Below are 12,878 nucleotides of genomic sequence, written 5' to 3'. Positions count from 1 at the left end.
GCCCGTAAAGGCAACAAGGATTGCGTGACCATCGCGGTTTGCCTCAAAGTCCAGCCTTTGCCCCAGCAAGGCCGGACGCCATGCCTCACATCCTCATCGTCGAAGACGAATCCGCCATCGCCGACACCCTGGTCTACGCCCTGCAGGCCGACGGCTACAGCACCGAGTGGGTGACCCTCGGCAGCGCCGCCGTCGAGCAGCAGCGCCTGCGCCCGGCCGACCTGGTGATCCTCGATATCGGCCTGCCCGACATCAGCGGCTTCGAGACCTGCCGCCAGCTGCGCCGCTTCAGCGAGGTGCCGGTGATGTTCCTCAGCGCCCGCGACGCCGAGATCGACCGGGTGCTGGGCCTGGAGATCGGCGCCGACGACTATGTGGTCAAGCCCTTCAGCCCCCGTGAGGTGGCCGCGCGGGTGCGGGCGATCCTCAAACGCATGGCGCCCAGGGTGGAGGTGGCCAGCGAAACCGCGCCGTTCCAGCTCGACACCCTGGCCATGCGCATCAGCTACCGGGGCCAGGCGCTGACGCTGACCCGCCACGAGTTCCGCCTGCTGCAGAGCCTGCTTGCGCAACCTCGCCGGGTATTCAGCCGCGAACAGCTGCTCGACGGCCTTGGCGTGGCCTCGGACGTCGGCTACGAACGCACCATCGACAGTCATATCAAGAGCCTGCGGGCCAAGCTGCGCCAGGTCGCGCCCGACGCCGAGGCGATCCAGACCCACCGCGGCCTGGGCTACAGCTACAGCCCGGAACACGCCTGATGCGCTTGGGGATCCGGATCTTCCTGGTGTACTTCCTGTTCGTCGGCCTGGCGGGCTACTTCCTGCTCAACACGGTGCGCGAGCAGATCCGTCCGGTGGTGCGGCAATCCTCGGAAGAAACCCTGGTGGACACCGCCAACCTGCTGGCCGAGATCCTTCACGACGATGTGAAGAACGGCACCCTGACCCAGAGCCGCCTGTCGCAGGTGCTTGCTTCGTATGGCGAGCGGCGTCCGAGCGCGCAGATCTGGGGGCTGGCGAAGAACCAGGTCAGCCACCGTATCTACGTGACCGACGCCAAGGGCATCGTCCTGCTCGACTCCAGCGGCCAGGACCTGGGCAAGGACTACTCGCGTTGGAACGATGTCTACCTGACCCTGCGTGGCCAGTACGGCGCCCGCTCGACCCGCAGCGACCCGGACGACGAAAGCACTTCGGTGATGCATGTGGCGGCGCCGATCCTCGACGGCGGCCGAATCATCGGCGTGGTTACCGTAGCCAAGCCCAACAGCTCGTTGCAGCCGTACATCGACCGCTCCGAGCGGCGGCTGCTGTTCCTCGGCCTGGGGCTGATCGTGCTGGGGCTGTTGGTGGGCGCGGCGCTGTCGTGGTGGCTGACCCGCTCGCTGCGCAGGCTTACCCATTACGCCCAGGCGGTCAGCGAGGGCGAGCGCGCCGCGTTGCCGCACTACAAGGGCGGCGAATTGCTGCAACTGGCCACGGCGGTGGAGCGCATGCGCACCCAGCTGGAGGGCAAGGCCTATGTCGAGCGCTACGTGCACACGCTCACCCATGAGCTCAAGAGCCCGCTGGCGGCGATCCGCGGCGCCTCGGAGCTGCTGCAGGGCGACATGCCGCAGGAGCAGCGGGCGCGCTTTGCCGGCAATATCGAGCGCGAGAGCGAGCGCCTGCAGCAGATGATCGAGCGACTGCTCAACCTGGCGCGGGTCGAGCAGATGCAGGCACTGGAAGATGAACAGCAGGTGGCGGTGGCGGCGCTGATCGACGAGCTGCTGCTAGCCCATGGCGCACGGATCGACAGCGCCGGCTTGCAGGTGCGCCAGCGCATTCCGGCGGGCGTCTGGCTGCTGTGCGATCCGTTCCTGATGCGCCAGGCGTTGGCCAACCTGCTGGACAACGCGCTGGACTTCACCCCCGAGCGAGGCGCGCTGGCCTTCGAACTGGAGCGTGACGGCGAGCGGGTGGCCCTGAGCCTGTTCAATCAGGGGCAGGCAATCCCCGAGTACGCTCTGGGGCGGGTCAGCGAGCGGTTCTATTCGCTGCCAAGGCCTGGGACCGGGCGCAAGAGCACCGGGCTGGGGCTGAACTTCGTGGCCGAGGTGATGCAGCTGCATGGCGGGGCGCTGGCGGTAGACAACGTCGAGGGTGGGGTGCGGGTACGACTCTGGCTGCCGGCCCGACGTTATAGCTGACCCTGTGGGAGCGGGCTTGCCCCGCGAAGTGGCCAGCCCAGGCAACATCACTGCCTGATCGGGCCTCATCGCGGGGCAAGCCCGCTCCCACGCAGTGTTGCTGTCCAAGCCATCTCCACACAATCTCCACATTCCCTCCCCAAGGGCTCCACGCGGCGGGCAGACACTGCCCCCATCGCAAACGGAGCCCAACCCCATGAACAAGTCCCTAGGTTTCAAGCTCGGCCTGATCGCCGTGCTGATCCTGCTGCTGCTGATTCCCCTGCTGATGATCGGCGGCCTGATCGACGAACGTCAGCAACTGCGCAACAACGTGCTCGGCGAGATCGCCGCGAGCTCCAGCTTCGACCAGCTGGTCAGCGGCCCGGTGCTGGTGGTGCCCTATCGCAAGTACGAGCGGCGCTGGATCGACAAGGACGGCACGAGCGTCCAGGAGACCACCACGATGCACGGCAATCTTTACTTCCTGCCGGAAACCTTCGCGATGGATGTGGGCGTCGATACCGAGCTGCGCGCCCGCGGCATCTACCAGGCGCGCCTGTTCCATGCCAAGGGTCAGGTCAGCGGTCGCTTCAAGCTGCCTGAGCGCTGGGGGATCGAGAAGGACTACGACGACTACCGCTTCGACAAGCCGTTCCTGATGGTCGGCATCAGCGACATTCGCGGCATCGAGAACAGCCTGGAGCTGACCCTGGATGACCAGCGCCTGCCGTTCGAGGCCGGCAGTGGTGTCGACTGGCTGCCCGGTGGCGTGCATGTGGCCCTGCCGCAGTTGAGCGACCAGAAGGCCCGCGAGTTCGACTACGCCTTCGACCTGGCCCTGCTGGGCACCGGCCAGCTGGCGGTGCTGCCGGTCGGCCGCAGCAGCACGGTGGACATGCGCGCCAACTGGCCGCACCCGAGCTTCGTCGGCAGCTACCTGCCGAGCCGCCGCGCCATCGATGAAAAGGGCTTCAGCGCCCACTGGCAGACCTCGTTCTTCGCCACCAACCTGGAAGAGTCCATGCGCCTTTGCGCGACCGTCGGCAAGTGCGGCGATTTCAACGAGCGTTCATTTGGCGTCAGCTTCGTCGACCCGGTGGACCAGTACCTCAAGAGCGAACGGGCGATCAAGTATGCCCTGCTGTTTATCGCCCTGACCTTTGCCGGATTCTTCCTGTTCGAGGTGCTCAAGAACCTCAGCGTGCACCCGGTGCAGTACATCCTGGTGGGCGTGGCCCTGGCGTTCTTCTACCTGCTGTTGCTGTCGCTGTCCGAGCACCTGGGGTTTGGCCTGGCCTATGGGCTGTCGGCGTCGGGCTGTGTGTTGCTGATCGGCTTCTACCTGGTTCATGTGCTGCGCAGCCTGGGGCGTGGGGTTGGCTTTGCGGCGGGGCTGGCGGCGTTGTACGCGATGCTCTATGGGCTGCTCAGCGCCGAGGACTATGCGCTGCTGATGGGCTCGCTGCTGTGCTTTGGCCTGCTGGGCGTGTTCATGGTGCTGACCCGGCGGCTGGACTGGTCGCGGGTGGGGAGGGGGGTATGAGGGAGGATAGAGAGATCGGGCGCTGGTTGGCGCAGAGAATCGGATTGTTGTTTCCTGTGATACCGCGGTAAGTTCTGGGGCTGCTGTGCAGCCCTTTCGCGGCACAAGACCGCTCCTACAGGGTTGAGTGGACTCCTGTAGGAGCGGCCTTGTGCCGCGAAACGAGGGCGCCAGCCCTCGCCAGCGTAGTCTCAGGCTATCGGAGCTGTAGCCACCATCGACGGCCGCTGGCTCACCTCGGCATACCACGCCGCCAGCCCCGGATACAGCCCACGCCAATCGAACTCAGGCTGGCGCAGGTCCAGATACCCCAACGCACAAGCCACGCCAATCGCCGCCAGGTCGAACCCCGAGGCCAGCTCCGCCAGGTGCTCCTGTTCAAGATTGGCCAGGCTGCGGCGGATCTTCTCGCCCTGCGCCTGCACCCAACCGTCCCACTGCTTGTCCGCCGGGCGCAGGAAGGTTTCGTAGCGGGTAGCCACCGCCGCGTCCATGATCGCATCGGCCTGGGAGGCCAGGGTCAGGCGCCGCCAGCGTGCCGAGCCCTCGCGGGGGATCAGCGGCAGGCCGACGTGCTGGCTGTCGAGGTACTCACAGATCACCCGGCTGTCGTGCAGCACGCTGCCGTCGTCCAGGCGCAGGGCCGGGATCTTGCCGATCGGGTTGCCCTGGTTGAGCTGCGCGTCGCTGTTCACCGGGCTGATGTTCACGCCCTGCACGGTGACCCGGTCCAGCTGGCCGGTCTCGTGCAGCACGATCATCACCTTGCGCACGAACGGCGACAGCGGCGAATGGAACAGGATCATGGCTCAGTTGCCCTGCAGGCTGGGTGGCAGGCACACGCCGGTGCCGCCGATACCGCAGTAGCCTTCCGGGTTCTTGGCCAGGTACTGCTGGTGGTAGGCCTCGGCGAAGTACACGGTCGGCGCCTGGGCGATCTCGGTGGTGATCTCGCCGAAGCCGGCCTTGCCCAGCTCGGCCTGGAAGGCGGCCTTGCTCGCGTTGGCTTCATCCAGTTGCTGCGGCGAGGTGCAGTAGATCGCCGAGCGGTACTGGGTGCCGACATCATTGCCCTGGCGCATGCCCTGGGTCGGGTTGTGCAGCTCCCAGAACATCGTCAGCAGCTCGCGGTAGCTGACCCGGTTCTTGTCGAACACCACCAGCACCACCTCGGTGTGGCCGGTCAGGCCCGAGCAGACTTCCTCGTAGGTGGGGTTGGGGGTGAAACCGCCGGCGTAGCCGACCACGGTGCTGACCACGCCTTCGCGCTGCCAGAACCGGCGCTCGGCGCCCCAGAAGCAGCCCAGGCCGAAGATGGCGAAATCGATGTCGCCTTCGAAGAACGGGCCGAGCAGCGGGGTGCCTTCGAACACGTAGTGGAACTCGGGCAGGGTCATCGGGGTTTCGCGGCCAGGCAGGGCCTGTTCCGCGGTGGGCAGGACGTTTTTGTTCACCAGGATTTCCGAACGCAGGGTCATGGCCGTTCCTCTATTTGATATTCAACAACCTGGGGCCGCTTTGCGGCCCTTTCGCGGCACAAGGCCGCTCCTACAGGGGGACGCATGATCCCTGTAGGAGCGGCCTTGTGCCGCGAAAGGGCTGCAAAGCAGCCCCGGCAGGCTAGTGATGTCTATAGTGCCCGAGCTTTACGCCGCTGTCAGTCCACCGGACCACGAGGATAGCGGCGCAGTTTCTCGTTCAGCTCGCGCCCCGGAATCGGCCGGTCGAACAGGTAGCCCTGGCCGACGTCGCAGCGGTGTCGGCGCAGGAACGCCAGCTGCTCGGGGGTCTCGATCCCTTCGGCGACCACCTTGAGTTTGAGGTTGTGGGCCATGGCCACCACCGCCGAGGTGATCTCCATGTCGTCCTGGTTGTCGGGGATCTCGTTGATGAAGCTGCGGTCGATCTTGATGATGTCGATCGGGAACTTCTTCAGGTAGCTCAGCGACGAGTAGCCGGTGCCAAAGTCGTCCATGGCCAGGGTCAGGCCCAGGGCCTTGAGCTCGTCGAGCTGACGGTGGGTGTCCTCGGTGGCTTCCAGCAGCAGGCCTTCGGTCAGTTCCAGCTCCAGCAGGTGCGGCGGCAGGGCTTCCTCCTTGAGGATGCTGCCGATCGAGCTGACCAGCTCGGGGTCGGAGAACTGCTTGGGCGACAGGTTGATGGCCACGTGCAGGTTGCCGAAGCCGGCCTCGCGCAGTTGCTGGCTCATGCGGCAGGACTGGCGCACCACCCACTTGCCGATGGGGATGATCAGGCCGGTTTCCTCGGCCACGCTGATGAACTGGTCGGGGCGGATCATGCCGCGCTCGGGGTGGTTCCAGCGCAGCAGCGCCTCCAGGCCAAGCAGGCGGCCGCTGCGCAGGCACAGCTTGGGCTGGTAGAACACTTCCAGTTCGTTCTGGGTCAGGGCGCGGCGCAGGTTGTTCTCGACGAACAGCTTGTAGCTGGCCTCGGCGTTGAGTACCTCGGTGAACACCTGGACCTGGTGCTTGCCGTTGGCCTTGGCCTTGTGCAGGGCCAGGCCCGCGTTCTTCATCAGCGTGGCCGGGTCGCTGCCGTGCAGCGGCGCGCAGGCCAGGCCCACGGAGGCGGTGACATTGATCAGCTGGTTGTCGACGAACATCGGTTTGTCGAGGGTGCGCAGCAGCTGGTGGGCGACGCCTTGGCCATCTTCCAGGTTGGTGTCGTCGAGCAGCACGGCGAACTCGTTGCTGGCGAAGCGCGCCAGGCTGCCGCCATTGGCCAGGCTGTTGCGCAGGCGCCGGGCCAGGCTGATCAGCAGCTTGTCGCCGGTCTGGTGGCCGAGGCTGTCGTTGATCCGCTTGAAGTTGTCGATGTCCACCAGCAGCAGGCAGATGGGGCTGGCGCTGTCGCGGGCGAAGCGCTCGTCGAGGTTGCGGATGAACGCCGGGCGGTTGCCCAGGTTGGTCAGGTTGTCGGTGTAGGCCAGGCGCTCGATGCGCTGCTGGGCCAGCTTGGTCTGGGTGACATCCTCGTAGATGCCGATGTAGTGGGTCAGCTCGCGGTTGTCGCCGTACACCTTGGAGATCGACAGCTGGCCCCAGTACGGCTCGAGGTTCTTGCGCCGGCTCTTGAACTCGCCCTGCCAGCTGTTGCCCATGGCCAGGCTCGACGGCGAGTCGAACAGCAGCTCGCTCAGGTTTTCCAGCGCCGGCAGTTCGGCCAGGTGATGGCCCTGGACCTCTTCGGTGCTGTACTGGGTGATCGCGGTGAAGCTGGGGTTGACGTATTCCACCACGCCGTCGCGGTTGACCAGCAGGAAGGCGCTGGCGCTCTGTTCCACGGCGCGCTGGAACAGGTGCAGGGCGCTGGCGGCGGTGCGCCGGTTGTGGTTGTTGATGACCTGGGCGAACTGGTCGGCCAGCTCGCCGGCGAAGGCGATCTCGTCCGACTGCCAGGCCCGTGGCTGGCCGGTCTGCTCCAGGCACAGCACGCCGACCACCTGGCCGTCGATGCGGATACTGGCATCGAGCATGGCGTTGTCGTCGGTGCTGTACAGCGATTCGGCCATCTCGCGGGTGCGCGGGTCGTGGCTGGCGTTGTGGGCGTCGATGGCGCGGCTGGCGTGCAGGGCTTCCAGGTAGTCCGGGAAGCGGCTGGCGTCGATCGCCTCGGGCATGCGGTGCTGTTGGTCGCGGCTGTACCAGGCGCTGATCGGCTCCAGGCGCTGGTCGTTCAGGTACCAGATGCTGGCGCAGTCGACCTTGTAGATCTCGCAGGCGCTGCGGGTGATCAGCTCGGCGGCTTCGAGCAGCGAGTTGCCGATGCTGTAGCGCTGGCGCGCCAGGCGCAGGATCAGGTCCTGCTGGGCGCGCACCCTGTCCAGGTGCTCGAGCTGCTCCTGCTGGGCGCGCTGGTTCAGTTGCAGGGCCAGTTGCAGGCGGTTGTTGCGCGACTCCAGGTCGTTGGCGTCGAGGTCCGGGGTGTCCTGGCGGTGGTCGTCGAACACCGTCAGGTAGCCGCGCAGCAATTGACGGTTGTGCTGCTTGTAGCTTTCCCCGACCTCCAGCAGGCGCAGTGGCGCCGGGCAGGCGTGCAGGGTGTAGCGCACCCGGTAGTAGCCGCGCTGGGCCAGCTGCAGCTGGATCTCGTCGTGCAGCTTGTAGCGTGCTTCCGGCTCCATGAGGCTGGCGTAGGGCGAGCCGATCAGGGCGCAGAGCTCGGCGGCGGGCAGGCCGAACTGGCGGTCGCAGGCCGGGTCGAGGTAGAGCATGGCCCAGCTGGCTTCGTTCAGCCGCTCGAAACGCAGCATGCCGAGCCGCGAGGGCACGGGAAGCTGCGTCACGACCTCGGCCGCCACACGGCTGGCGGCATCGGGTTGGCTTTTCATCGAAGACTCGCTTGAACTGGGGCGCGGCCTGGAGCACGGCGCATCGGGCAAGGTTGCATCATGTCCCGTGGGCTGGCAAGCGGCCATGGGGGATGCTGTGAACAGGTTGTCGGCTGTTCTTGCAGAATCTGTAGGACCGGCGGGCGGCAGACGATCGCATCCCCCTGTAGGAGCGGCCTTGCGCCGCGAAAAGGAGGCAAAGCCCTCCCAGCAATCCCAGGCAAAAAAAAGCCCCGCCAATTGGCGGGGTTGAGGTACGAGCGTGGCAGCTCGAAAACGGGGCTGCCCCTCTAGGGAGGGGCAGCGTGCTGCGTTACAGCAGCATGGTGCGGATATCGCCCAGCACGTCGCCCAGGCGCTTGGTGAAGCGCGCGGCGGCGGCGCCGTTGATCACACGGTGATCGTAGGACAGCGACAGTGGCAGCATCAGCTTCGGCTGGAAGGCCTTGCCGTCCCAGACCGGCTGCATGGTCGCCTTGGACACACCGAGGATCGCCACCTCAGGCGCGTTGACGATCGGCGTGAAGCCGGTGCCGCCAATGTGGCCGAGGCTGGAGATGGTGAAGCAGGCGCCCTGCATCTCGTCGGCCGAAAGCTTCTTGGTGCGGGCTTTCTCGGCCAGCGCGGCAGCTTCGGCAGCCAGTTGCAGCAGGCTCTTCTGGTCGACGTTCTTGATCACCGGGACCAGCAGACCGTCCGGGGTGTCCACGGCGAAGCCGATGTGCACGTACTTCTTGCGGATGATCGCCTTGCCGCTTGGCGCCAGCGAGCTGTTGAAGTCCGGCAGTTCCTTGAGCAGGAAGGCGCAGGCCTTGAGCAGCAGTGGCAGCACGGTCAGCTTGACGCCAGCTTTCTCGGCCACGGCCTTCTGCGCGACGCGGAAGGCTTCCAGCTCGGTGATGTCGGCGGAGTCGAACTGGGTCACGTGCGGCACGTTCAGCCAGCTGCGGTGCAGGTTGGCGGCACCGACCTGCATCAGGCGGGTCAGGGCCACTTCTTCCACTTCACCGAACTTGCTGAAGTCCACGGCAGGGATCGGCGGGATGCCGGCACCACCGGTAGCACCGGCGGCTGGAGCTTCCTTGGCCTTCTGCATCATGGCCTTGACGTAGACCTGCACGTCTTCCTTCAGAATACGGCCGTGCGGACCGGTGGCGGCAACAGCGCCCAGGTCGACGCCGAATTCACGGGCCAGTTGGCGAACGGCAGGGCCGGCATGGACCTTGGCGTTGCTGCCGGCGGCCGGCGCGGTGGCGACCGGCGCTGGAGCAGGTGCAGCAGCTGGAGCGGCGGCAGGTGCAGCGGCTGGGGCAGCAGCGGCAGCCGGAGCAGCAGCGGCCGGAGCCGGCGCTGCTGCTGGGGCGGCGCCTGCGGCCTTGATCTTGAAGATCAGATCGCCGGTGCCGACTTCGTCTTCCAGCTTGCACAGCACGGCTTCGATCACGCCGGCGCTAGGCGACGGGATTTCCATGGAGGCCTTGTCGGACTCCAGGGTGATCAGCGACTGGTCGGCTTCGACGGTGTCGCCGACCTTGACCAGCACTTCGATGATCTTGGCCTTGCCCGACGAGCCGATGTCCGGCACGTGGATGTCCTGCACGCTGGCGGCAGCCGGGGCTGCGGCAGGCGCAGGTGCGGCTTCAGCGGCCGGCGCTGGAGCGGCAGCAGCTGGTGTCGGAGCGGCGGCGGCCGGAGCCTCAGGCGCCGCAGCGGCGCCCTCGACTTCCAGGACCAGCAGCTCGTCGCCTTCTTTCAGGCGGTCGCCCAGCTTGACCTTCAGTTCCTTGACCACACCGGCCTTCGGCGCGGGGATCTCCATGGAGGCCTTGTCGGACTCCAGGGTCAGCAGGCTCTGGTCAGCCTCGATACGGTCACCGACCTTGACGAACAGCTCGATGATTTCACCTTCACCGCTGCCGATGTCAGGTACGCGAATGAGTTCGCTCACTTAAAAATACTCCTCAGCAGTCCAGTGGGTTGCGCTTGTCCGGATCGATGCCGAACTTGACGATGGCGTCAGCCACAACCTTGGGTTCGATCTCGCCACGGTCAGCCAGGGCTTCCAGGGCAGCCAGCACCACGAAGTGGCGGTCGACTTCGAAGAAGTGACGCAGCTTCTTGCGGCTGTCGCTGCGACCGTAACCGTCGGTACCCAGGACCTTGAACTCTTTGCTCGGCACCCACTGGCGAATCTGCTCGGCGAACAGCTTCATGTAGTCGGTGGAGGCGATGACCGGGCCCTTGCGACCGGCCAGGCACTCTTCGACGTAGGTCTTCTGAGGCTTCTGGCCAGGCTTGAGGCGGTTGGCGCGTTCCACGGCCAGGCCGTCGCGACGCAGTTCGTTGAAGCTGGTGACGCTCCACACGTCGGCGCCGACGTTGAACTCTTCACGCAGGATCTTCGCGGCCTCGCGGACTTCGCGCAGGATGGTGCCGGAGCCCATCAGCTGTACGTGGTGCGCGGCTTCGCGGGTGTCTTCTTCCAGCAGGTACATGCCCTTGATGATGCCTTCCTCGACACCGGCCGGCATGGCAGGCTGCTGGTAGGATTCGTTCATCACGGTGATGTAGTAGAAGATGTCCTGTTGCTCTTCGGTCATCTTCTTCATGCCGTCCTGGATGATCACCGCCAGCTCGTAGCCGTAGGTCGGATCGTAGGTGCGGCAGTTCGGGATGGTGCCCGCCATCATGTGGCTGTGACCGTCTTCGTGCTGCAGGCCTTCACCGTTGAGGGTGGTACGGCCGGCGGTACCGCCGATCAGGAAGCCACGGGTGCGGCTGTCGCCGGCGGCCCAAGCCAGGTCGCCAATGCGCTGGAAGCCGAACATCGAGTAGAAGATGTAGAACGGCAGCATCGGCTGGTTGTGGCAGCTGTACGAGGTACCGGCAGCGATGAACGACGACATGGCGCCGGCTTCGTTGATGCCTTCCTCGAGGATCTGGCCCTTCTTGTCCTCGCGGTAGAACATCACCTGGTCTTTATCGACTGGCTCGTAGAGCTGGCCGACCGACGAGTAGATGCCCAGCTGGCGGAACATGCCTTCCATACCGAAGGTACGGGCTTCGTCCGGGATGATCGGGACGATGCGCTGGCCGATGTCCTTGTCCTTGACCAGCTGCGCCAGGATGCGCACGAAGGCCATGGTGGTGGAGATTTCGCGGTCGCCCGAGCCGTCCAGGATCGCTTTCAGCGTTTCCAGTGGCGGGGTTGGCACGCTGAAGCTCTTGGCGCGGCGCTGTGGCACGAAACCGCCCAGGGCGGCACGGCGTTCGGCCAGGTACTTGGCTTCGGCGGAACCTTCTTCCGGCTTGAAGAACGGCAGGTTCTCCAGATCCGCATCCTTGACCGGGATGTCGAAGCGGTCACGGAAGTGACGCAGGCTGTCGACGTCGACCTTCTTGGTGTTGTGCGCGGTGTTCTTGGCTTCGCCGGCACCGGTACCGTAACCCTTGATGGTCTTGGCAAGGATGACGGTCGGCTGCTCTTTGTGGTTCACGGCCTGGTGGTACGCCGCGTAGACCTTGTACGGGTCGTGGCCGCCACGGTTGAGCTTCCAGATCTCGTCGTCGGACAGGTCTTCGACCATGGCCTTGAGCTCTGGGGTGTTGAAGAAGTTTTCACGAACGTACGCGCCATCTTTGGCTTTGTAGTTCTGGTACTCGCCGTCGATGACCTCGTCCATGCGGCGCTGCAGGGCACCGTTGGTGTCCTTGGCCAGCAGTGGGTCCCAGAAACGGCCCCAGACGACTTTGTTGACGTTCCAGCCACCGCCTCGGAACACGCCTTCGAGTTCCTGGATGATCTTGCCGTTGCCGCGAACCGGGCCGTCGAGGCGCTGCAGGTTGCAGTTGATGACGAAGATCAGGTTGTCCAGCTTCTCGCGGCCGGCCAGGGCGATCGCGCCCAGGGATTCCGGCTCGTCGCACTCGCCGTCGCCCATGAAGCACCAGACCTTCTGCTTGCCGGCCGGGATGAAGCCACGGGCTTCCAGGTACTTCATGAAGCGTGCCTGGTAGATCGCCTGGATCGGGCCCAGGCCCATCGATACGGTCGGGAACTGCCAGAAGTCAGGCATCAGCCACGGGTGCGGGTACGAAGACAGGCCTTTGCCGTCCACTTCCTGACGGAAGTTGTTCATCTGCTCTTCGTTGATGCGGCCTTCCATGAAGGCGCGGGCGTAGACGCCTGGCGAAGCGTGGCCCTGGAAGAAGATCAGGTCGCCGCCGTGTTCGTCGGTCGGGGCCTGGAAGAAGTAGTTGAAGCCGATGTCGTACAGGGTGGCGCTGGAGGCGAAGCTGGAGATGTGTCCGCCCAGGTCCGAGTCTTTCAGGTTGGTGCGCATGACCATGGCCAGGGCGTTCCAACGCACCATCGAGCGGATGCGGCGTTCCATGAACAGGTCGCCAGGCATGCGTGCTTCGTGGGTGACAGGGATGGTGTTGCGGTACGGCGTGGTGATGGCATACGGCAGCTGGGAGCCACTACGGGTGGCCAGCTCGCCCATACGGGTCATCAGGTAATGAGCGCGGTCTTCGCCTTCTTTGTCGAGGACCGACTCCAGGGCATCCAGCCATTCCTGGGTTTCGATTGGATCGAGGTCTTGCATGGCTTGCTCCAGGGCGGAAAGGCCACCAGAATCGATGGCCTGAGTTTGCGACTGGCCTTATGGGCAGACGTCGTGAATTCTTGGATTACCGGACAGTCATCCGGCGCGGTGTAGTTTTACTACAAATGCTTTCTCATTTCATGCTTTGGCAGGTCATGAGTAGTAGTAAAACTACACAAATGCGACGTTTGGTCGCATCCC

General features: G+C 65.2%; 8 protein-coding genes. 3 read left to right on the top strand and 5 right to left on the bottom strand.

The annotated features are described in order from the left end of the window. Positions 1 to 80 precede the first annotated feature (80 nt). From creB to creD, 3 genes are all read left to right on the top strand, one after another. Positions 81 to 761: a two-component system response regulator CreB gene (gene creB / locus PRtIB026_RS01330; protein WP_267813410.1), complete on the top strand. Its 681-nt coding sequence runs from the start codon at positions 81 to 83 to the stop codon at positions 759 to 761. Further along, entirely contained in the window at positions 761 to 2,194 is a 1,434-nt protein-coding gene (creC, locus tag PRtIB026_RS01325) for a two-component system sensor histidine kinase CreC (RefSeq protein ID WP_203649771.1), read from the top strand. The genes creB and creC overlap by 1 nt, the downstream gene beginning before the upstream one ends. 196 nt (positions 2,195 to 2,390) lie before the next feature. After that, entirely contained in the window at positions 2,391 to 3,719 is a 1,329-nt protein-coding gene (creD, locus tag PRtIB026_RS01320; protein WP_203649773.1) for a cell envelope integrity protein CreD, read from the top strand. Between the two features lie 191 nt (positions 3,720 to 3,910). Here the strand turns inward: creD and PRtIB026_RS01315 are convergent, their stop codons facing one another. The 5 genes from PRtIB026_RS01315 to aceE form a co-directional block, all read right to left on the bottom strand. Then, on the bottom strand, positions 3,911 to 4,525 hold the full coding sequence (locus PRtIB026_RS01315) for a glutathione S-transferase (protein ID WP_203649775.1): 615 nt from the start codon (positions 4,523 to 4,525) through the stop codon (positions 3,911 to 3,913). A gap of 3 nt (positions 4,526 to 4,528) precedes the next feature. Beyond that, positions 4,529 to 5,197 carry a peptide-methionine (S)-S-oxide reductase MsrA gene (msrA, locus tag PRtIB026_RS01310; protein WP_203649778.1) on the bottom strand — a complete coding sequence of 223 codons (669 nt, stop codon included), beginning with the start codon at positions 5,195 to 5,197 and terminating at the stop codon, positions 4,529 to 4,531. Positions 5,198 to 5,376: 179 nt separating this feature from the next. After that, on the bottom strand, positions 5,377 to 8,070 hold the full coding sequence (locus PRtIB026_RS01305) for a putative bifunctional diguanylate cyclase/phosphodiesterase (protein ID WP_203649780.1): 2,694 nt from the start codon (positions 8,068 to 8,070) through the stop codon (positions 5,377 to 5,379). A gap of 313 nt (positions 8,071 to 8,383) precedes the next feature. Beyond that, positions 8,384 to 10,018, bottom strand: coding sequence for a dihydrolipoyllysine-residue acetyltransferase (gene aceF / locus PRtIB026_RS01300; protein ID WP_203649782.1), 1,635 nt, complete (start codon positions 10,016 to 10,018; stop codon positions 8,384 to 8,386). A 13-nt stretch (positions 10,019 to 10,031) separates the two neighbouring features. Next, entirely contained in the window at positions 10,032 to 12,677 is a 2,646-nt protein-coding gene (gene aceE / locus PRtIB026_RS01295; protein WP_203649784.1) for a pyruvate dehydrogenase (acetyl-transferring), homodimeric type, read from the bottom strand. Positions 12,678 to 12,878: the final 201 nt, after the last annotated feature.

This window comes from Pseudomonas sp. RtIB026, assembly GCF_016861355.2.
Classification (GTDB): domain Bacteria; phylum Pseudomonadota; class Gammaproteobacteria; order Pseudomonadales; family Pseudomonadaceae; genus Aquipseudomonas; species Aquipseudomonas peradeniyensis.
The sequence above is the reverse complement of the archived record's forward strand: the minus strand, read 5'-3'. Positions and strand labels throughout refer to the sequence as shown.

Bases quoted from the DNA above. Each gene is read 5' to 3' on its own strand.
- creB (WP_267813410.1), top strand. From the start codon at position 81: ATGCCTCACATCCTCATCGTCGAAGACGAATCCGCCATCGCCGACACC.
- creC (WP_203649771.1), top strand. From the start codon at position 761: ATGCGCTTGGGGATCCGGATCTTCCTGGTGTACTTCCTGTTCGTCGGC.
- creD (WP_203649773.1), top strand. From the start codon at position 2,391: ATGAACAAGTCCCTAGGTTTCAAGCTCGGCCTGATCGCCGTGCTGATC.
- PRtIB026_RS01315 (WP_203649775.1), bottom strand. From the start codon at position 4,525: ATGATCCTGTTCCATTCGCCGCTGTCGCCGTTCGTGCGCAAGGTGATG.
- msrA (WP_203649778.1), bottom strand. From the start codon at position 5,197: ATGACCCTGCGTTCGGAAATCCTGGTGAACAAAAACGTCCTGCCCACC.
- PRtIB026_RS01305 (WP_203649780.1), bottom strand. From the start codon at position 8,070: ATGAAAAGCCAACCCGATGCCGCCAGCCGTGTGGCGGCCGAGGTCGTG.
- aceE (WP_203649784.1), bottom strand. From the start codon at position 12,677: ATGCAAGACCTCGATCCAATCGAAACCCAGGAATGGCTGGATGCCCTG.